21 protein-coding genes are annotated in these 19173 nt (G+C 40.3%); 9 read left to right on the top strand and 12 right to left on the bottom strand.

What is annotated here, in order from left to right:
• Nucleotides 1-63: 63 nt before the first annotated feature.
• From FLM54_RS11855 to FLM54_RS11815, 9 genes are all read right to left on the bottom strand, one after another.
• Nucleotides 64-1059: a GGDEF domain-containing protein gene (locus FLM54_RS11855; protein WP_178956461.1), complete on the bottom strand. Its 996-nt coding sequence runs from the start codon at nt 1057-1059 to the stop codon at nt 64-66.
• Between the two features lie 325 nt (nt 1060-1384).
• The gene (locus FLM54_RS11850) at nt 1385-1822 is read right to left on the bottom strand and encodes a hypothetical protein (protein ID WP_178956460.1); all 438 of its coding nucleotides are present in this window, start codon (nt 1820-1822) and stop codon (nt 1385-1387) included.
• 13 nt (nt 1823-1835) lie between these two features.
• Nucleotides 1836-3611 (bottom strand): S8 family peptidase, encoded by a 1776-nt coding sequence (locus FLM54_RS11845; RefSeq protein ID WP_178956459.1) that lies wholly within the window; start codon nt 3609-3611, stop codon nt 1836-1838.
• 233 nt (nt 3612-3844) lie between these two features.
• On the bottom strand, nt 3845-4228 hold the full coding sequence (locus FLM54_RS11840) for a DP-EP family protein (RefSeq protein ID WP_178956458.1): 384 nt from the start codon (nt 4226-4228) through the stop codon (nt 3845-3847).
• Nucleotides 4229-4250: 22 nt separating this feature from the next.
• Nucleotides 4251-7505 carry a winged helix-turn-helix domain-containing protein gene (locus FLM54_RS11835; protein WP_178956457.1) on the bottom strand — a complete coding sequence of 1085 codons (3255 nt, stop codon included), beginning with the start codon at nt 7503-7505 and terminating at the stop codon, nt 4251-4253.
• A 62-nt stretch (nt 7506-7567) separates the two neighbouring features.
• Nucleotides 7568-8395, bottom strand: a complete 828-nt coding sequence (locus FLM54_RS11830; RefSeq protein WP_178956456.1) for a mechanosensitive ion channel family protein — start codon at nt 8393-8395, stop codon at nt 7568-7570.
• 37 nt (nt 8396-8432) lie between these two features.
• Entirely contained in the window at nt 8433-9161 is a 729-nt protein-coding gene (locus tag FLM54_RS11825; protein WP_178956455.1) for an LrgB family protein, read from the bottom strand.
• Entirely contained in the window at nt 9154-9507 is a 354-nt protein-coding gene (locus FLM54_RS11820; RefSeq protein WP_178956454.1) for a CidA/LrgA family protein, read from the bottom strand. The genes FLM54_RS11825 and FLM54_RS11820 overlap by 8 nt, the downstream gene beginning before the upstream one ends.
• A gap of 71 nt (nt 9508-9578) precedes the next feature.
• Nucleotides 9579-10370 carry a crotonase/enoyl-CoA hydratase family protein gene (locus tag FLM54_RS11815; protein WP_178956453.1) on the bottom strand — a complete coding sequence of 264 codons (792 nt, stop codon included), beginning with the start codon at nt 10368-10370 and terminating at the stop codon, nt 9579-9581.
• Nucleotides 10371-10658: 288 nt separating this feature from the next.
• On the opposite strand from FLM54_RS11815, the gene FLM54_RS11810 reads away from it, so the two are divergent.
• Genes FLM54_RS11810 through FLM54_RS11800 form a run of 3 tightly spaced genes read left to right on the top strand, consistent with a single transcriptional unit; the run spans nt 10659 to nt 12351 of the window.
• Entirely contained in the window at nt 10659-10979 is a 321-nt protein-coding gene (locus FLM54_RS11810) for an HI1450 family dsDNA-mimic protein (protein ID WP_013465646.1), read from the top strand.
• A 46-nt stretch (nt 10980-11025) separates the two neighbouring features.
• Nucleotides 11026-11838 carry a DUF481 domain-containing protein gene (locus FLM54_RS11805; RefSeq protein WP_138609342.1) on the top strand — a complete coding sequence of 271 codons (813 nt, stop codon included), beginning with the start codon at nt 11026-11028 and terminating at the stop codon, nt 11836-11838.
• Between the two features lie 27 nt (nt 11839-11865).
• Entirely contained in the window at nt 11866-12351 is a 486-nt protein-coding gene (locus FLM54_RS11800; protein WP_178956452.1) for a hypothetical protein, read from the top strand.
• 56 nt (nt 12352-12407) lie between these two features.
• Here the strand turns inward: FLM54_RS11800 and FLM54_RS11795 are convergent, their stop codons facing one another.
• Both FLM54_RS11795 and FLM54_RS11790 read right to left on the bottom strand, forming a co-directional pair.
• Nucleotides 12408-12893 (bottom strand): peptidylprolyl isomerase, encoded by a 486-nt coding sequence (locus tag FLM54_RS11795; RefSeq protein WP_008111743.1) that lies wholly within the window; start codon nt 12891-12893, stop codon nt 12408-12410.
• 11 nt (nt 12894-12904) lie between these two features.
• Nucleotides 12905-13816: a folate-binding protein YgfZ gene (locus FLM54_RS11790; RefSeq protein WP_178956451.1), complete on the bottom strand. Its 912-nt coding sequence runs from the start codon at nt 13814-13816 to the stop codon at nt 12905-12907.
• A 150-nt stretch (nt 13817-13966) separates the two neighbouring features.
• Between FLM54_RS11790 and FLM54_RS11785 the strand changes: the two genes are divergently transcribed.
• On the top strand, nt 13967-14218 hold the full coding sequence (locus FLM54_RS11785; protein WP_010387788.1) for a succinate dehydrogenase assembly factor 2: 252 nt from the start codon (nt 13967-13969) through the stop codon (nt 14216-14218).
• 82 nt (nt 14219-14300) lie between these two features.
• A complete protein-coding gene (locus tag FLM54_RS11780; RefSeq protein ID WP_218651723.1) occupies nt 14301-14630 on the top strand; it encodes a hypothetical protein in 330 nt (109 codons plus the stop codon).
• Here the strand turns inward: FLM54_RS11780 and nadB are convergent.
• On the bottom strand, nt 14605-16215 hold the full coding sequence (gene nadB, locus FLM54_RS11775; RefSeq protein ID WP_178956450.1) for an L-aspartate oxidase: 1611 nt from the start codon (nt 16213-16215) through the stop codon (nt 14605-14607). The genes FLM54_RS11780 and nadB overlap by 26 nt on opposite strands.
• A gap of 244 nt (nt 16216-16459) precedes the next feature.
• On the opposite strand from nadB, the gene rpoE reads away from it, so the two are divergent.
• The 4 genes from rpoE to FLM54_RS11755 are packed head-to-tail and all read left to right on the top strand — an operon-like array spanning nt 16460 to nt 19065.
• Nucleotides 16460-17041 (top strand): RNA polymerase sigma factor RpoE, encoded by a 582-nt coding sequence (gene rpoE, locus FLM54_RS11770; protein ID WP_010387792.1) that lies wholly within the window; start codon nt 16460-16462, stop codon nt 17039-17041.
• A gap of 1 nt (nt 17042) precedes the next feature.
• Nucleotides 17043-17657 carry a sigma-E factor negative regulatory protein gene (locus FLM54_RS11765; RefSeq protein ID WP_178956449.1) on the top strand — a complete coding sequence of 205 codons (615 nt, stop codon included), beginning with the start codon at nt 17043-17045 and terminating at the stop codon, nt 17655-17657.
• A gap of 4 nt (nt 17658-17661) precedes the next feature.
• On the top strand, nt 17662-18615 hold the full coding sequence (locus tag FLM54_RS11760) for a MucB/RseB C-terminal domain-containing protein (RefSeq protein WP_138608161.1): 954 nt from the start codon (nt 17662-17664) through the stop codon (nt 18613-18615).
• Nucleotides 18616-19065: a SoxR reducing system RseC family protein gene (locus FLM54_RS11755; RefSeq protein ID WP_138608159.1), complete on the top strand. Its 450-nt coding sequence runs from the start codon at nt 18616-18618 to the stop codon at nt 19063-19065. It abuts the gene before it with no gap.
• Nucleotides 19066-19173: the final 108 nt, after the last annotated feature.

Here is a 19173-nt window from a genome sequence, read left to right as displayed (position 1 = left end):
CGCCACCCCCATGAAGTGGCGTTTAATATATATAGCGTCATGAAAAGGCCTTTAATTTAAGCTTTAAACAATCGTACTTATTTTGTTTCTACCTTCTGTTTTTGCTCGATATAAAGCCGTGTCTGCGGCATACAATAGCGCCTCGTAGGTGCGGTACTGGTTATTATTTTCACTGGCAATTCCTTGGCTTACCGTAATTTTAACCTCTGGTGGCAAACCTATGTCGGTAAAGCTCATTTGTGCAATTTGTTGTTGTATATGGTTGGCCACAACCGTGGCGGTTTTTATATCGCAACGGGGTAAAATAATCGCAAACTCTTCACCGCCATACCTAGCAGCTAAACACTCTCTAGATGGAATGCACTGCAATAGCATTTTTGCTATTTTCTGTAAGCATTTATCGCCTTTAATATGCCCATAGGTATCGTTGAATTTTTTAAAGTGGTCAACATCAATTAATATACTGGTTAAAGGTTGTTGGCTTTGAATACTCTCTTGCCAGTATTTTTTTAACGACTCATCTAAAGCTAAACGGTTAGCAAGCCCAGTTAAATGATCGGTTGAGGCCTGTATTTTTAAACGGTTATACATGGCTTTATGAGTACTAAGATCGTGAAGTATACACACGTACAACTTTTGCGCCGATGCGAGACTTTTTGGCATGCTTGATATTGATAAGTCAGCTTCAATCACATCGCCATTGGCTTTGTTTATAGCAACTTCATTTGGGCCAATGCTAAGGGGAGTGTCCTTAATACCAATCCAATTTAATAAGGTCTGTTTATATTTATCAAGGTCTGCACCGTGTAAAAACGACAGTAAATTTTCGCCTATCAGCGACTGCTGAGAGTAACCTAATAGCTGTGCTGCCTTTGGGTTGGCAAACTCAAAACCACCCTGCTCATTCAGTACAAAAATACCTTCGGCGGTGCCATTAAATAATTCAACTAATGCACCAAACTGGGCATGCGAAAAAGGGGATAATAAAGCGCTATCGAAGGGCAATGCTTTACCGTTATTAGTTGCTGCAGTCTCTTTATTGTTAATTTGTTTCGACACGTTTTAGCCTTAGCATGGTACAGACGTTTTTGATGTCTACAAATTTACTTAAAAAAGTGCAATTAAACCTTTCGGTAATCTTCTGTTTTTAACTGTTTGATATTTAATGGTAAAAATCATGCTTGCACAGGTTTTAAGTAACCTGTGAAGGTGAAAATTAGTTACTCAGCAATTCAAAGTTGTGGTTTTTATTATAGATTAGTAATAAGGGATGATTATTAATAATGCTGCTTGGTATGTGTTAGCGTTAAGGTGTTTGGCTTATAAAAATTGCACAGGAATAAATCAGCCCTGTGCAATTTAGAAAATAAGAATAATTTTTTAATTAAACTACGTCTTCATTTTTAATTTGAGGATCGGCGCTTAAGCCTAGCTCACGCAAGTCAAAGCTTGCTTGTTTTATTGTCGGTTCTTGCGTTAATTGTTGTACTAGCTGCTGAATATTATTAGTGGTTGTGGTTACAACAACAATATCGCCTACGCGGTGTTTTAGCTGTAAGTTATAACGGCTTGCCAGTTGGCTAAAGTTGGCTTGGGTTGTTAATTGCAATAACACTTCGCCGGTCAGCTTTAGGCTATTACCGCTTTGGCTATCAGTTATACTATCCCCAAGCTGTAAGCTATTTGCGTTATTGGTTTGGCTCGTTAAGCTGGCGATAATTGCAGCGCCTGGCTTTACAGCAGTGTTTTTAGTTTGTGCTTGCGCTAATGAAAGAGTACTTACAATAAAAGTGAGTACTAACATAACAATCGTTGTTTTCATAAAAATTCCTTTATTAGTGGCCGTAAAAACGCAAAGACCAAGATAGCAGCGTGCCATCTACATTATTATTAGTGTCGTTCATGCTGAGTAAGCCTGCTTGCTCATTGTAAACTAGGGTTTGGCTAGTGCCATTGTCGGTATCAATTAAGCGAATTTGCCATTGCCCTGCCGCCGATTCGCCATAAAAATGTTGGCTCAACAATAGGGCATTTTGTACGGGGGTGCCGGTGGCATTTATTAATCCTGTGCGTGGGCTTAATAGCACACTGCGAGTACCTGATGGTGAAATAAGCTCAACGGCTAGGTCACGCATACGGGTATGATCAATCGATAGCTTTAACTGCACAGCTTCAATGGTTAGATTGTCAGTGATGGCTAGCGTATCTTGCACACCATTTACGTTAGCATCGGGTATTGTTAGCTCTGTGTTAGCGGTATGCCAATCAGATACCTGTAATGTGGGTAATAACGCAGTAGTTTGTTGAGCCATTGCAACAGCAGCGTCAACATCAATTGCGCCTAAGCCATAAAAGGGATGAACGTTGTATCCTGCCGCATTTTGTTGCCAACCAGGAATGGCGTTGTAGCTGACTGCATCACCATTTGCATCTGTAAAATTAATATCAACACCGGCATTGCTGCCATCGAGTTTACGTGCTGTTGTGGCGAGGATATGCTTAATGGTTCTGGCATCAAGTTGCGGGTTAGCCGACATAACAAGCGCTATTGCACCCGATGTATTGGCAGCTGCTGCAGAAGTGCCATACATGGCAGCGGTGGCATCGCAGTGGCTATCTAACCCGGTGTTTTGCAGGGGGATGTCTATTGTGCTGTTAATGGTATTAAAACCGGCAGCGCAGCCACTCATATCTGTGGTAACAATACCTGCTTGGCTTTGAGCGTTTTCACCACCGGGTGCGGTTAAAAATACATTAGCGCCAACAGAAGAGTACGATGCTAATTTACCGTTTGCGTTGTAGGCCGACACCAGCATATTCCAAAAACTAGCGTTATCGGTACTTAAATTAGCGTTATGAAATGGCAAGCCCGCGTTATTAAATGGTTGTTGCTGCTCATACGCAAATACTTGAAATGGCGTATCGCCAAAAAAAGTAGTGTATTGATAAAACGCGTTACCCGCTGACTTTACAAATAATGCACCTAAGCCGTTGTTACTGTTTAAGCTTACTTGCTGCATTACGCGCTCTTTTAATTGCAGGCTAAGAGTATGCTCTTCTGCATCAACGTTTTTAAATAATGCCGGCTTACTGCTGTAGCTTTGATTGTAAACGCGAGAGTTTGCAGAGCCCGTTAATGGCATACCATGCGATTGTAGCCAGCTACTCATTGTTTGCGCATCAAGATAATTAAACCCAACAAGGTCTGCATTAGGTGCAACACCACGACCGCCAATATTATTATTTTCTTGTGCGGCGATAATGCCAGCCACTGCTGTACCATGACCTGTGTTATCGGTTGGGGTAGCAGTGCCGGTTAACAAATTAAGTGAGCCTGTAATGGCATTATTAACTAAATCAGGGTGACTTAGTTCTATGCCGCTGTCTATTACGGTAACGGTAACGCCATCCCCTTTAATACCTTGCATATCGGTATTGAGTAAATTTAAATCTTCGCCCGTAACCGTGTTTGTAGTAAGACCATTGTGGCCGCTGTTATTTAAATGCCATTGGTAAGGTGTAAGAGGGTCGCTATTGGTTAAGTGATCCGCAGCGAGGCAGCTAAATGCACCAAGTAGGCAGCAACTTAGCAGGGTTTTTTTAATATACATAAATAATACAATCCTTATTTTTATGTTTTTGATATATAAATCAAATTGTTATTAGATTGTTTCGTATATTAAATTATTAAGCAATTGAAAGTTGAGGTTTTTATTATAGATTAGCAATAAAGGATGGTTATTAATAATGCTGCTTGGTATGTGTTAGCGTTAAAGTGTTTGGCTTATAAAAATTGCACAGGAATAAATCAGTCCTGTGCAATTTAGAAATTAATTGTTGTTAGTTATCTTTCTTTTTCATTTATAATTTGAGGATCGGTACTTTTATAGGCTTTGCCATTGCACTCAACATTAAATACTAAACAGGCGGTGCCTGGATTTTCACCGGTATCGATAATAGTAATGGTGCGGCCGTTATCGCTTACTTTAAAGCTAAAGTCTTGAGCGCAAGGTGTTTCTTTATTAACATCGGTGATAGTGGCGCCAGTGAATAAAAAACCTTTAGCAAGCGTGGCTTCATCTAAACTGTAAATGCCTGCGGTTTCTGTTCTTACAACTCCGCCGCCAGTCACTTCATTGCCATTTATAGAGTATGTAAAGTTAGCTTCGCCGTCATTGTCTAGTACAATGTTAACTTCAAAGTGAATTTGCTCTTGAGTATTATTCATATTATTTCCTTTGTATTCATGATTATAGTTGAAAGTTGTTGATGCCCAGTTTAACTAGGCGTGCTTTTATCTCGTGGATTTCGTTTGCTCGGTTCAAGCAGGTGTAAGCCTGTATCTTTGGATAAGTTATGAGAACGCTTTGGTTTGTATTTACTGTTTTAGCAATTTCTTGTAGTGCACTTAAGCAAAATTGATCTTTTTGTGTGCTCGTAGCAGCTAACTTAGCTTTCAGCAGGTTTATTCGTATGAGTACTAAATTATCACCAATCTTTGCCTGTTTAGCTATCAACTGTTGATAGCTCTCGTGACTTTCAAGCGTAGTTAATAATTTTTGGGCTTTGTGTAGTAAATTTCTATCTATAAAATATTGAATCAAACCAATTTTTATACTAATGACCCTGATATTATTAAGGCTTTGTGACTTTAAGAATGTGATAATTTCTTCTATCCTTGGATCAATATTTTTGTCGTTAGATAACATCAATAATTGCGCTAAAGAGCGGTAATACATAAGCTGAAGTTTATTGTCTTTGGAATCTTGTTTTAGTGCATTGCTTATCATTTTGTTAGCAAAAAGCGCTTTTTGGTAAGCTATTCGTTTATCGGCTAAATAGCTCAATAAATAACTTTGTTGCATATGTATATTTGCTGACATATAAAAAAGGCTTGCATCGTTTGGATAGTTAACAGTCATATCTTTTACCACTGTTAGTGCATTTTCTAACATATTTACCGTTGTACTAAAGCCACCTAACTTTTCTTCTGTTTTTGCCAGCCAGCTGATGGTATCGGCTTTATCACGCAATAAGTTTTTGTTGTTAGGTTTGAGCTCAAGGGCTTTGTTTTTAAGGGCCAGCGATTTTGTAAAGCGCTGTTTTGCAGCAATGTAGTCAGATTTCTCTATGTATAAAGACCCCAGCGAATTATGCGAATACGATAGCTCCATAATCGAGTTAAAATCATTCGGTGCTAATGAATACATGGTTTCGCTATAAGTATGATATTTTTTTAAGAGCGGTTCAGCAGCGGCGTAATCACTTTTATCATAATGAAGCTGACCGAGCCAAAAGGCATTGGCACCGGCAAGCGTTAGTAGCTCTAAATTATTAGGCTGTATTTTTAAGAGTGCTTCAAGGCGAATGCGGGCGTTTTCAAAGGCAGTGAAGGCCTCAATGGTTTTACCGCGGGAATAGGCCACTTCTCCCATGGCTTCCAGAGTTTGCGCGTACTGAAAGCGACTTTTAAACTCGCCTTGTTGACTGCTAAAGTTAAATAGTGAGCTTGGCTCATCAACTTGATTGGTAAAATACTCAAGTGCTTTATTACTAATGCCATCAAGTAGGTCCATACGCTTTACGCTGCGTAATTTATCGGCAAAATCACCTACCATAAACCCTAGTAAGCTTTCGGCCTCTTGGCGTTTTTGCTGTGCAAGTTGCTGCGCTTGAAAGCTGGTAACACTCATAAATAGGGCAACACAGGTAAGTAAACAAAGCAGAGCGACGGTGCCGCGTTTTATAGTTGTTTTTGTTTTACTGTGTTTAAGAGAGCTGGTTATAAGCGCGCGTTCGTCATCGTCTAGTTTAAATATGTTGTCGTTTAATAAGGTAACGGCCTCTTGCAATGGTTTACCCGGCGCTAACAGATAGGCGTTACTTTTGTGCTCATTAAGCCATTGTTGCGTGTGGTGGTGTAAGCGGCTTTTTATAGCAAGGGCATCTTTATGGTCATTAATCCACTGTTTGGCACGTGGCCATTGGCGTAATAATGCCTCGTGGGCAAGGCTAAAGTAGGCTTCTTGGTTTTGTAAATGCGATACAAATAAGCGGCTATCGACCATAGCTTGAACCAGTTCTTTTTGGCTGGTGTTGGTTAATGCTTGCAAGCGGGCTGCGCGGCTCGTAATGGTTTTACCATCTGGGTTTAGCGTTACTAATTGCGATAACACGCTTTTTAGTTGCTGTTGTTGCGCTTGAGAAAGCCCTATAAATACTTCTTCGGCTTTTTTACCAATGGCACCCTCAATACCGCCGAGTTTTTCATACACACTGTGCAATAACTCATTATTATCACTGCGCTGTAAATACAGCTCTTGCAGTGTGTATTGCAGCATGGGCAGTGCATCTGGATTATTGGCGGTATCGGCGCAAAGTATTTCATCCAGCGGGGTTTTAGTGTGTGGGTCTTGCGAAAACGTTAAATTAGCGGTTAACGCTGGCAAGCGAATAATTTGTTGTAGTTCATGGCGATTTGGCGGGGTTAAATCGTAATGCGCGCCATGAGCCTTGCCCACCATAAGACTTGGTTGCTCAACCACTAAAGGGTAAAAATCGTTACGACAGGCACTAAATACAATCACCGCTTTAGAGGTCGCTAAACGCTCAATAACAGATAAAAAATGACTTCGGGTGTCGTTACTAAATAGCGGTGAGGAAAGTAGCACTTCTAAGCGGTCTATAAACAAAAACAATTGCGGCATTTTTGCTGCTGTTTGGGTATTTGCAATTGTATTTTTTAAGCCGCTAATAACATTGTCTATGTCATGTTCTAGCTGCTGCGCCAGCGTTTGTGCGCTTAACCCTGTAAATACTGGAATGTCGTTAATATCCCAATCGAGCATGGCTGAGGCGAGATCTAAATACAGCCTATTTTGAGCTACATCTGCAAAGTCGAGTTGGGTGTACGACATTACTCTAATGCCGTTATAGCCTCGCTCGTCGAGTAGCTTTGGCAATATACCCGCATTAACTAATGATGATTTACCCGAGCCACTAGGGCCAAGGATTAAACAAAATGCGCGCTGCAATGTTACTTGGTTTGATACGCTCTCTAATAACCTGCTGATGGCGTGATTACGACCAAAAAATAAGTGGGTATCGGTTGGGTTATATGCACTCAAACCTAAAAAAGGAGAGCCGCCTTGCCATGTGTTAACTTGGCTGGGGAGATCATCAGCTAATGGAAACTCAACCGTTGCAATAACTCTATAACCACGTTTACGTATGGTTTCTATGTATTGCGGCGCGCTTGCCTTATCACCTAGAGCTTTTCGTAACTGAGTGATAGTTTTATGCAGAGGGTTATCGCCGGTTTCTGTGTTTGCCCAGCAGTGAGTTAATAACGCGTCGCTACTGACAATCTCTGCTTGGTTTTGACACAAGTACAGCAACACATCCATGGCTTTGGGTTCTAGCTGTTTTTGTTCTTCAGCGCGTTGAATGGTGTTACTGGCAGGGGTGATTTGCCATTCACCTAAATAAAAGGGCGGTTGATGCATAATTGGCTCATTTTTATAGTTATAAGTGCATTTAGCTTTTTGCTTTAGTTACATTAGTAGTGCTAGTTATTTTTATTAAGTGTAACAATGCGCTGTGGAAACGGAATTTCTATATTGGCATTGTTAATTGCTTTATATACGCTGGCATTAATAGCGAGCTTAGTTTCAATAATTTTAGTGGTAGGAACCCAGTATCGATAGCTAATAGTTACGCCGCTATCAGCAAAGCGTTCTATGCCAACTTGTGCATTGGGTTGTTTAGCAACCAGTTCGTTATTAGCTAATGCGTTTTCAATTAGGTTAATCGCGGTATCACTACAGGCACTGTAGGCTATGTCTATTTCACCTTTTACTAAGGAGTAGCTAAATGAGTTATGCAGAATTTCGCCAACAATATGTTTGTTGGGAATGGTTATTTCTACTTTTTCTTCATTAATTAATACGGTGTGACCCAGCTCAATGAGTTTTACTTGGCCGCTAACGCCTTTTATTTCTATGGTATCGCCCACCACAAATGGCCGCGTGGCAATAATTGCAAGCCCGGCGCCATAATTAGAAAGCATGCCTTGTAATGCTAAGCCAGCACCTAAAGAAGCGGCACCTATTGCAGCAACAAACGGGGTAACACTAATGCCAATTTTACCAAGCGCAATTATGATCACCATAATGATCAGTAATACTTTAACGACATTACTAACAAAGTTAGTTAAGGTGATATCGACGTTATGTCGCGTCATCAAATTGGCAACACCTGCAGCGAGCTTTTTCGCTACCCATAGGCCAACCAATAGAATAAAAATAGCGCCGACAATTTGCATACTGTAGGTAACTAAATATTCAGTAAGTAGGGCGTAGTACTTTTCAAATTGCTGAATTTCAGAACTGATCATGTCGACTCTATTTTAGCGATAGTGTTTTATCTGCTTATCATAACAAAGTGTTAACTAAAATTGGATACATTATTGGCACAATTACAGCAGTTAATAACGCACTCAATGCCATAGCCACCGATGAAAACGCCCCTATTTTTGGATGCTCGGCAATTGCAGCCGCGGTGCCTATAGCATGACACGCGGTACCGATTGCGATTCCTTGTGCCTCAAAGTTAAATATTTTAATTAGTTTTAATAATAAAATGCCAAATAAAGCGCCGAGTAAACCAATAAAAATTACCATGGCAGCGGCTAGCGAGCTGATCCCGCCAAGTGAATCGGTGACAAGTAATGCAATAGGTGTTGTAACGCTAAGTGCCGCAACTGATGCGCTCAGTTGCGAGGGGGCAGCAAATAAAACGCTTAATACAAAAGCTACCAGAGTGGCGTTAATAATACCAATACTGCAGGCAACTAAAATAAGTAAAAAGTTTTTACGTACGTGCATAAATTGTTGATATAGCGGCAAGGCCAAAGCGACTATGGCCGGCTCCAATAACCACGTTAACAACCGACTATGCGATGCAAATTGTGAATAGGGTAATTTAAGGTTAACGAGTAGTAAGGCAATAATGCCGATGCTTAAAAAAACGGGGTTGGTTAATGACTTTAAAATACTCTGATTGATTTTAAGATTAACAGCCCTTAGTGCAATAAAAAGGATAATAATAAATGGAATGGTTAACCAGCCAAGGCTAAAAATGGTGCTACTGAAATCAGTCATTATTAGTTTTACCTTTAAAGTAACTTACTAGGCTCGCCACTAAAATTAAACTACTCAAGGGGACTAATAAAATAACTGCAGTTAAGAAAGGCCAATGGGTTTTTATAAGTGCTAAGTGTTCAATAAAACCAACGCCTGCAGGAATAAAGAAAATAGGCATTACATTTAAAATAGGTGTGGCACACGGGGTAAGTTGCTGCTCTTTAACAATACCTGATAAAAGTAAAACCAGTAAAATAACCATTGCTAACAGTGGCGCAGGAAAACTGGCATCAATAAAGTGCATAATGAGTTTGCCCACTGCCAAGCAAAGCAAAATGATAGCGCTACTTAAAAAGTATTTCATGGCGATGACTCAATAAAATAGAGGATTATCACTTTAACAAATAACGCTGTTTTGTGCATTGTGCCTTAGTATTACCAGCGTTTGGCGTTTGCAAACTCAATATCAGTTTTACCTTTTGCTTTAGCGATGGCTTTTTTAGTATTAGGGTTGATTAATAAGCGAATTTGACTCCATGTTTCTTTGGCGAGTATTTTTCGAGCTGGGGCTTTATAGCTTTGTTGAGTTACACGTTTTATTGCTGCTAATGTGTCAGGTGAACGTGCTTGTAATGTATCAAGCATTTCTTTAGTTGCTTTATCGGTATCGTCGGTTGTTTTTGTTACTAAACCGAGTTCAAAAGCATGTTGAGCACTAATGGGGTCAGCATGACTTGCTAGCCAAAGTGCTTGGTCGCGTTTTACTAAGCCTGCAAGCATAACATTAGCGCCCATGTCGGGGCATAACCCCCAGCGCGCTTCCATAATGGCGAGCTTGGCATCGTGATGAACAATTCGGTAATCAGCTCCAAGCGCTATTTGCAGGCCACCACCAAGACAGTTTCCGTTAATTTTAGCAATTACAGGCACACTCAATGATTGCCAGCCCAGTACAACTTTTTGCGCTAGGTTTTGATTACCAGGAAGCCATTTGAATAGGAGCTTTATGATATTGAATGGCGAGGCCATGACCGCGTTAATATCGAGCCCTGCACAAAAGTGTTCGCCCTCACCGGTTAATACAACTGCACGAATACTGGCGTCTTTTTTTATATTTTTAATCACTTTGTTAAGCTCAACAAACATAGCAAAGCTTAAGGCATTTTGTTTTTCTACGCGATGTAATGTGACGGTAGCGATACCCTGTTTTTTTTCTAATTTTATCATTGTTCACTCCTCTGACCTGTTGTTTGAGCTTATGTTTTTATTGATGTTAAGTAAAGTGGGTGAAGGTGAATAAAAACAAACTGAATTTTTTAATACACGTGGGGCTAGCTATCTTTGATGGCTATTTAATCTTCCAAGGTCAACAGACCCGTGTGCTAACCAATTTAATAATATCTATAAGTATTAGGAATAAATAAAAAAGTCAGTAATTAACGTGTTTTTTTTATCAAAACCCTAGCAACTTTTGATATTATGATTGCCACTTAAAAGCTCAGAGGTTAACCATTCATGTCAGGTCCACGTTTATTTACGGTAGAAGAAGCAACTCATCAAGCTTATGATATTTTTTTAGAGCTGGCTCCCAATAATTTAAGCGACAAAGATGTTGAAGAATTTAACCTACACCGTGAAGAACTAGGCTTTATTGAAGAAGATGAGCCCGATGAACAGTGGCAAGACTTTGTTGCCCTAGAAATTGAACCTGAGCATTTTATTCAAGTATTAGTGGGCCTTGAGTTTGATAACGAAGACGTACTATTTGCGAAAATTCTAATTAGCCGTGATAAAGACGCGCCTTTTTGTCATATTTTGTGGAAAGAAAGTGAATAACCACCTCTCTGCTTTTTTGTTATTGCCATTTGCAAGAGAACGTATTTTGCGATGCTTCTTTGTATTACTGCTTTTATTATTTAGCTGCTTTAGCTGGGCCGTTGATCCCTTTGAAGATTTTCATCAATACGGGGAACTCTCAGATGAAGAAATTCATGAGTTACACAAAGGCGAAGTGTTGTACGGCGATACCGAATTTGGTTTTATTTTAAGTAAAGGTAACACTAATTCCACCAGTTTTAAGCTTAAAGGGAATCTTTATCAAGATTTTGAAAACTGGCGAAATCAATTCAAAATAGACTCCTTGTACAAACGTGATGAAAACGAAGAAACGGGCGAGTCGGATGTTACTGCTAATCGGGTGTTTGTTTCTGCACAAGGTAACTATAAAGTAGGGGTTAAAAACTCGTCGTTCTTTATTTACGGGGATTATGAGGAAGATCAATTTAGCGGTCTTGATTTTAAAAGTACGATAGCAACCGGTTATGGTGCACGTGTTTATCAAGGGGTTAAAAATAAAGTAGATATAGACATTGGCCCAGGTTTATATCGCTCAGTTGCTGATGATGAGTCAACAGCACTTGACGACGATAAAGACAAAATGGGTTATTTACTTCGTATTGCAATGCAGTGGGAGAGGTTAGTATCTAAGCGTACCCGATTTAATCAAGATATCAGTATAGAACAGTCTTTGTCTGGGCTTAACTCTCGGTTAAAGTCAGAAACGGCATTAATTAGCCAAGTGGTTGGCGCGGTATCGCTTAAGTTTGCTTATATGTATCGTTATAATTCTAAGCCTGAAGAAGATAAGCTTAAATACGATTCAGAGCTCAGTGCAACCTTAGTGTACAGTTTTTAATTTTTTAACTTTTTAATAGAGAGTGTTATGTATCAGCATAAGCAGTATGCGGTATTTATATTTGTAGTATTAGCATGGATCAGCGGTTTTGTTGCGCTTGCATGGAACTTAATTGGTGCCGATGCCCCGTTAATCGTATTTGCTGGTATTTTAGTGCTGGTGGGCTTTTTGTTCCACGGTTTAACCATTAAAGTTGATGAAACCCATATTAGCTGGGCATTTGGCCCTGGTGTTGCTGGCCAAAAGTTAGCATTAGAAGATATTGTTGATGTAAAAGCAGTACAAAACTCATACCGCCATGGTATTGGTATTCGCATTACACACGATGGGTGGATTTATACGGTATCAGGCTTTAGTGCGGTGCAATTAACGCTTAAAGATGGCACCCAGTATCGCTTAGGCACAAATGACCAAGCAGGATTAGTTGCTGCGCTTGAAGATAAAATAACCCCTGTTGAAATGCCAGCAGCAGAGCCTCAAGCCAAATTACGAACACAGAATAATATGCTATAAAAAAAGCGCCCAAGGCGCTTTTTTTATAAACTTATAGCAATTTTACTCAGCGGGTTTTAGTGCTCGTGGCCACAGCCGCCTTCGCCATGTACGTGGCCATGCTCAAGCTCTTCGGCTGTTGCATCGCGTACTTCTAAAATTTCTACATCAAAGTTAAGTGTAATACCGGCAAGTGGGTTATTACCATCAACAATCACTTCTTCGTCTTGAATATCGATGATCATTACTGATTGGTCGCCGTCATCGGTGGTTGCACGAAATTGCATGCCCACTTCAATTTCCATACCTTCAAACATTGATTTTGGTACGGCTTGCATTAAGTGATCATGACGCTCACCGTAACCTTCTTCAGGCTCCACTTTTACGCTTAGTGTATCGCCAGCTTGCTTGCCTTGCAGCGCGTTTTCAAGCCCTGAGATCAGGTAGCCTGTACCAACGATAAAAATTAATGGCTCACCGCCAAATGAGTTATCAATGGTATTGCCGTCATTATCTAAAACAGAGTAATGCATTTTTACCACTTTATTTGCTGCAACGATCATAGTCATTCCTATTATTCATCTTCAAGAGAGTAAGGTAGAGGCAGAATGTTTAGCTCTACCGAAGGGGTGTGTTTTGCACGAAGAGTCTGATCGATATCAGTATCGTTTGGCAACACGACCAAACCAGTTAAAGTCTGTGTTTGTTCATTATAGCTTTGCGCAATAAGTTTACCTGCGCGGCGCCAGTTTTCACCTAATTGGGTTTCAATATCAGGCTCATCAAGTTGTCCTTCGCTTTGCCCAGAGACGATATACATGGCACGTTTGTTTTTGCCCAGATACTTCATACGTGCAACGGTTTCTTGGCCTGTGTAGCAACCCTTTTTAAAACTAATGCCGTTAATGGCTTGCAGGTTAACCATTTGCGGTACGTATTCATCAATCGCATCAACACTTAATTGCGGTTCACCAGCAAGTATGGATGCTTGCTGCCATAGCGCATCGTCATCGAGGGTCGACACATCGCCAGGTAGGCAAAATTGGCTATCAACCATTAGTAAAATGCGGTTTGATCCAAGCTTAAGAGCTTTACCGTGAGCGAAGTCACAAGCCGTGGCGTTATCGCTAAAGTGAATGTCGAGTTGTGTGAGTAAGCCTGTTAGGTCATCACCAAGTAAACCAATTAATCGCTCTGAGGCTTTATTAATTTCAACTTTTGCAAATACAGCATATTTTTTTAATTCAGCAAGAGAGCGTTCTACTTCTGCACTTGAGCCTGTTAAAAAGTAACTTTGTTGATAAGAAAATAGCTTAAATACACCCCATAACTTACCTTTTGCACTACAGTGACCTGCCCACAAAAAGTTATCGTTGTTAAGTTTATTTAGATCTTGAGTGATTTGTCCGTGTAGGTACGATAATTTATCTGCGCCTGAGAGGCTAATAACCTGATGTGATAAAGGACATGCATAAACCTGAGACATAAATACCTTCTTTGCAATAACAAATGAGGCCACATAATAACGTAGTTAAAGCGTATGGTACAGCGACTAACAGACGATGTTTTTATAACTTAGTGCTGTTAAATTAACGCGTATTTGGTAAACTCGAGTTAATTAAATATGAGGTTTAAAATGGTTGAAATACATAGTAAAGCACGTATCCGTTGGGCTTGTCGCCGTGGCATGTTAGAGCTAGATGTTTTGTTTATGCCGTTTGTTGAAGAAGCTTATGATTCGTTAGATGCTAAACAGCAAGCGATTTTTCAGCGTCTATTAACCCAAGAAGACCCAGATTTATTCGCTTGGTTTATGGGCCATGAAGAATGTAAAGACGCAGAGCTAAACAGCATGGTTCAGCTAATTTTAGACCGAGTTCGTGTATAGATTTACCGTTACAGATAATAAAACAGACCACAAACCGATTGTGGTCTTTTTTTGTGTGCTGACTTTAGTGTTGTGCCTATTTATGAACTCGGTGGTGGCAACTCTTTTTTGTATTGCACTTAATACACTTGCTGGCATTATTGTTTGGCGAAAAATCGTGGCTGCTCAACCACAGCAAGGCATTATACTCTTAGAGCCGAATCAATTTCGTTTTGAAGGATCAGGCAGGCAAATTCAAGGGCTCATTAGTAACCAAAGCCGGTTACTTGGTCAGAGTGTGTGGCTGTATATTAATGGCTTTAGTAAAAACTATTGGCTGATTATCTCAGCCAATAGTGTTGATAAGCAAAGCTATGCGCGCTTGAAACGGGCAACGCTTGAAGCAATTAATTACGTAGAGGAGTCAAAATAGTGGGCGTTGGGTTCTCATTTTGCTCTGGATAATCAATAGTAAAGTGTAGTCCACGACTTTCTTTACGTTCCATAGCACTTCTAATTATAAGCTCGGCAACTTGTACTAAGTTACGTAACTCAAGTAAGTTATTGCTTACTCTAAAGTTTGCGTAATAATCGTGTATTTCCTGTTGTAGCAGTTCAACACGATGCAGCGCACGTTCAAGGCGTTTAGTTGAACGTACAATCCCAACATAATCCCACATAAATAATCGTAGCTCATGCCAGTTATGAGTGATGACAATTTCTTCATCTGAGTTAGATACACGGCTTTCATCCCAACTAGGTAAATCAGCCAGCGCGGGTGCAGTCTCTATTTTACTCAAAATGTCTTTTGCTGCTGCATGGGCAAATACAATGCACTCTAATAATGAGTTACTTGCCATGCGGTTAGCACCATGCAGGCCGGTATAAGCCACTTCACCTACAGCGTATAAATTTGCTAAATCTGTCTTGCCATTAAAGTCGGTCATTACGCCACCACAGGTATAATGCGCAGCAGGAACAACCGGAATTGCCTCTTTGGTTATATCAAGCCCTACGCTCAAGCATTTAGCGTAAATAGTAGGGAAGTGTTCAATAATAAAATCTTTGTCTTTATGGCTAATATCTAAATATAAGCAATTTGCGCCAAGGCGTTTCATTTCAAAGTCGATAGCTCGCGCTACAATATCGCGCGGAGCGAGTTCTTCTCGTTCATCAAACTCTTTCATAAAGCGAGTGCCATCAGGGCGCTTTAAATAGGCCCCTTCACCACGCATTGCTTCGGTAATTAAAAAGTTTTGTAATTCCGGGTGGTAAAGACTGGTTGGATGAAATTGATTAAATTCCATATTAGCAACGCGACACCCTGCACGCCATGCCATTGCTATGCCATCACCGCTAGAAACATCAGGGTTAGAGGTGTAAAGGTACACTTTACTTGCGCCACCGGTTGCTAAGGCAACAAATTTTGCGCCAATGGTTTCTACTTTTTTGGCTTTTTTATTCCACACATGCATACCGTGAACATGTGACCCCGTTTTACCGATATTTTTATCAGTAATTAAATCAATCGCATTATAATGCTCTAACAAGGTGATATTACTGTGCGCTTGAACTTGGCTAATCAGCGTTGTTTGCACTGCTTTGCCAGTGGCATCGGCGGCATGCAAAATGCGTCGATGGCTATGACCCCCTTCACGGGTTAAATGAAAGCGCTCTTTACCTTTACTATCAAATTCCATATCAAAAGGCACGCCTTGGTCAATCAACCATTGTAGGCAGTCATGCGCATTACTGGCAGTGTAATGAACAGCTTCTCTGTCACACAAACCGCCACCTGCATCTAAGGTATCTTCAACGTGAGACTCTATACTGTCATTTTTTTTATCAAAAACAGCGGCAATTCCGCCTTGGGCGTAAAGAGTAGAACCTTCGGTTAATTCACCTTTACTGATCACGGTAACGTTACAGTAATTAGCCAAAGATAAAGCAAGTGATAAGCCTGCTGCGCCGCTACCAATAATAGCGACATCGGTAATGTGATGTTTATTTTGGTTCATCTGTGAGGTACTTTGCGGTTACAATGCTCAGATAGAGCAATATTTATTTTTAATACTTATAGTTGTACCATATTTGTTGAACTACTACTAAGTGGTTTTAGCGTATAAACGTGTAATTTGTAGCTATTTTATAAAAAAACAATATGAGTCAGAACTTTTTATTCATCTAGGGGTCAGAGTAGGTGTGAACAATGGCGACACTATGAATAATAAGCAAGAATCAATCAGAGGAGTACCGGCTCGAATGAGCGAGCAGGAATTAGATTTAGCGTTAGTGAAAAGGGTCCAGCAGGGAGATAAAAACGCCTTTAACCTATTAGTTAAGAAGTATCAGAACAAAATAGCCGGTTTGATCTCTCGTTATGTATCAAATCAAGGTGACATTGCTGATGTAGCACAAGAAGCGTTTATTAAAGCGTATCGTGCCCTTCCAAACTTTCGTGGTGATAGTGCTTTTTATACTTGGCTTTACCGTATCGCCGTTAATTGTGCTAAAAATTATTTAGTGGCTCAAGGGCGTAAACCGCCAGCAAATGATATAGATGCTGACGATGCCGAGTTTTATGAAGGTGCAGATTCAATGCGTTCTAACGCGTCACCTGAAAATTTACTATTAAGCGAAGAAGTCCGCGCTGTTATTTTTAATACGATTGATAGTTTGCCTGAAGATCTTAAAACCGCGATTACTCTTAGAGAAATTGAGGGTATGAGCTATGAAGAAATAGCCGTGGTTATGGATTGCCCAGTCGGGACGGTACGTTCGCGTATTTTTCGTGCCCGTGAAGCAATTGATAATAAATTAAACCCATTGATAGGCGAGTCTTAGTATGACAAAAGCACACGTTAACCGCTTAGATAACGAATCGTTATCAGCATTACTTGACGGTGAACAAACATTAAAGGATGCAACTATTGCATCGGATGATGTAGCTACGTTTGGCCGTTACGCGTTAATTGGTGATGCAATGCGAGCTAAAGAAAATAACAATAATATGGACTTTGATATTAGCGAACGCATTTCGTTAGCACTTGAGAGCGAGCCCGTTTATGCAGACTTTAGTCAGTCTGACAATGTGGCTACCGCTTCTAATACCGAAACAGATAATAAAGTAGTGGCGTTTAATTGGCGTAAACCGGTTGCTCAATTAGCAATTGCTGCGAGCGTAGCAATGTTTACTATCGTTGGCGTGAACACCTTACCGCAAGGTGAAGATGCTGTGCAAAACGAAATTCCTTTATTGCAAACCACGCCGTTAACCGGCATGGCGTCGCCTGTAAGCTACTCATCAGCACCTGCACTTGATAACGCAGAGCAAGGTTTACGAGAGCTTCAGCAGCAACGCATTGGCGCATTAGTACTTGAACATCAACGTCAAGCGCGAGTGGCTCATTCGTTAAAAACAGCTAAAACAGATGAAACATCCCCAGAGGAAAAAAACTAATTAGATGAAAGTAATTACTTTTATTATGTCATTGGTGCTGAGTTTTAATACTTTTGCCAATGACACAAACCCTGCTAAAGATTTACTGCTTGAAATGGCCAGTGCAGTTCACACTCGTAATTTCGACGCCTCTTTTGTTGTTGTTAAGGGTAAAAGTATGGAGCCCTACCGCTGGGTGCATGCTAAACAAGGTGATATAGAGCTAGAGCATTTAAGTTTGCTTAATGGTGCAGGCCTTGAAATGATCCGCATTGACGATCAAGTTACCTACTTTGAGCCACAATCAGAACCTTACTCGTTAACAACTGACTCGATTGCAGGCCCCATCCCAGAAGTCTTATTTAAAGATATTAACCGCTTAAGTGCGCATTATGATTTTGTGCTTGGTGGTAAAGGCCGTATTGCAGGGCGTCCTGCTCAGCTGGTTCGAATTGAATCTAAAAACGATGACAAATATAACTATTGGATTTGGATTGATACTGAGTCGTCTTTATTGTTGAAAGCCGCCTATGTGAATCACCAAGGCGAAGCGCTAGAGCAATTACAACTTACCCACATTAGCGTAACTGAGCAACCGGCAAGCTTATTATTAGAAGTACTTAATCGTAATTTTCCAACACCATTACCCGCTAATTCAATTGATGAACAAAGCAAAGCAAATGCTATGAATTGGACTATTGGATGGCTACCTGAAGGGTTTGAATTACTCAAGTCCGATAGACATAAGCTCGACTTAAACAATGAATTAACAGATTACTATTTATTCTCTGATGGATTTGTTGAGGTCTCAGTATTTATACAACGGCCACTACCAGGTAAGCGCTTAAGCGGAGCTCTGACCTCAGGAGCCACCACTATTTATGTGCACAACGGCGGAAATTTTGATGTGTCTGTGGTGGGGAATATACCAACCATGAGCGCCAAAGCGATTGCTGAGTCTGTTTCACGGGCGTTATAAATGATAGAACAAACGTTAACCGTCGTGGCCCTTAGTGGCCACGTTGCGCATTTAGAAGCCCAACAAAAACAGGCATGTGAAGGCTGTAATGGACGTTGTGGCTCTCAAGTGTTTAGTAAGTTATTTGGTACTGCCAAAAAAACCTTGCCCTACAAATTTGAAACGCAATTAGAGGTGGGGCAAAAAGTGACCTTGTCACTGGATGATAGCCATGTTGTAAAACATGCCTTTGCCGTTTACATGCTGCCCTTATTTTTAAGTTTAATATTCGCCTTATTGGCTAGTGAATTAATACAATTAGCCGAAGGCTGGCAAATTTTAGCTGCGATATTAGGTGGCATCACCGGCTTTTTAATTGCTAAAACATGGGTGAAATCACTTAGACATGAGATTAAAGTGATAAAAATTCATCCAATTAGCCTTCCTTTAACTCAAATAGATGGTGATTGACGCCAATTAAATGTAAAATTGCGTTTTTATGCCACAGTAACTTGAAAATGCACAGCAAGTATTTTCAAGTTATTTAGGCATGCGACCTTAGTCCTTTAAAATAGAAGT

Source organism: Pseudoalteromonas sp. Scap25, assembly GCF_013394125.1.
Taxonomy (GTDB): domain Bacteria; phylum Pseudomonadota; class Gammaproteobacteria; order Enterobacterales; family Alteromonadaceae; genus Pseudoalteromonas.
The sequence above is the reverse complement of the archived record's forward strand: the minus strand, read 5'-3'. Positions and strand labels throughout refer to the sequence as shown.

What these genes read in the sequence shown, in the direction of transcription:
- FLM54_RS11850 (WP_178956460.1), bottom strand. Translation starts at nt 1,822, where the DNA reads ATGAAAACAACGATTGTTATGTTAGTACTCACTTTTATTGTAAGTACT.
- FLM54_RS11820 (WP_178956454.1), bottom strand. Translation starts at nt 9,507, where the DNA reads ATGAAATACTTTTTAAGTAGCGCTATCATTTTGCTTTGCTTGGCAGTG.
- FLM54_RS11835 (WP_178956457.1), bottom strand. Translation starts at nt 7,505, where the DNA reads ATGCATCAACCGCCCTTTTATTTAGGTGAATGGCAAATCACCCCTGCC.
- FLM54_RS11765 (WP_178956449.1), top strand. Translation starts at nt 17,043, where the DNA reads ATGACAAAAGCACACGTTAACCGCTTAGATAACGAATCGTTATCAGCA.
- FLM54_RS11755 (WP_138608159.1), top strand. Translation starts at nt 18,616, where the DNA reads ATGATAGAACAAACGTTAACCGTCGTGGCCCTTAGTGGCCACGTTGCG.
- FLM54_RS11830 (WP_178956456.1), bottom strand. Translation starts at nt 8,395, where the DNA reads ATGATCAGTTCTGAAATTCAGCAATTTGAAAAGTACTACGCCCTACTT.
- FLM54_RS11795 (WP_008111743.1), bottom strand. Translation starts at nt 12,893, where the DNA reads ATGATCGTTGCAGCAAATAAAGTGGTAAAAATGCATTACTCTGTTTTA.
- FLM54_RS11790 (WP_178956451.1), bottom strand. Translation starts at nt 13,816, where the DNA reads ATGTCTCAGGTTTATGCATGTCCTTTATCACATCAGGTTATTAGCCTC.
- FLM54_RS11815 (WP_178956453.1), bottom strand. Translation starts at nt 10,370, where the DNA reads ATGATAAAATTAGAAAAAAAACAGGGTATCGCTACCGTCACATTACAT.
- FLM54_RS11810 (WP_013465646.1), top strand. Translation starts at nt 10,659, where the DNA reads ATGTCAGGTCCACGTTTATTTACGGTAGAAGAAGCAACTCATCAAGCT.
- FLM54_RS11845 (WP_178956459.1), bottom strand. Translation starts at nt 3,611, where the DNA reads ATGTATATTAAAAAAACCCTGCTAAGTTGCTGCCTACTTGGTGCATTT.
- FLM54_RS11800 (WP_178956452.1), top strand. Translation starts at nt 11,866, where the DNA reads ATGTATCAGCATAAGCAGTATGCGGTATTTATATTTGTAGTATTAGCA.
- FLM54_RS11760 (WP_138608161.1), top strand. Translation starts at nt 17,662, where the DNA reads ATGAAAGTAATTACTTTTATTATGTCATTGGTGCTGAGTTTTAATACT.
- rpoE (WP_010387792.1), top strand. Translation starts at nt 16,460, where the DNA reads ATGAGCGAGCAGGAATTAGATTTAGCGTTAGTGAAAAGGGTCCAGCAG.
- nadB (WP_178956450.1), bottom strand. Translation starts at nt 16,215, where the DNA reads ATGAACCAAAATAAACATCACATTACCGATGTCGCTATTATTGGTAGC.
- FLM54_RS11825 (WP_178956455.1), bottom strand. Translation starts at nt 9,161, where the DNA reads ATGACTGATTTCAGTAGCACCATTTTTAGCCTTGGCTGGTTAACCATT.
- FLM54_RS11785 (WP_010387788.1), top strand. Translation starts at nt 13,967, where the DNA reads ATGGTTGAAATACATAGTAAAGCACGTATCCGTTGGGCTTGTCGCCGT.
- FLM54_RS11840 (WP_178956458.1), bottom strand. Translation starts at nt 4,228, where the DNA reads ATGAATAATACTCAAGAGCAAATTCACTTTGAAGTTAACATTGTACTA.
- FLM54_RS11780 (WP_218651723.1), top strand. Translation starts at nt 14,301, where the DNA reads ATGAACTCGGTGGTGGCAACTCTTTTTTGTATTGCACTTAATACACTT.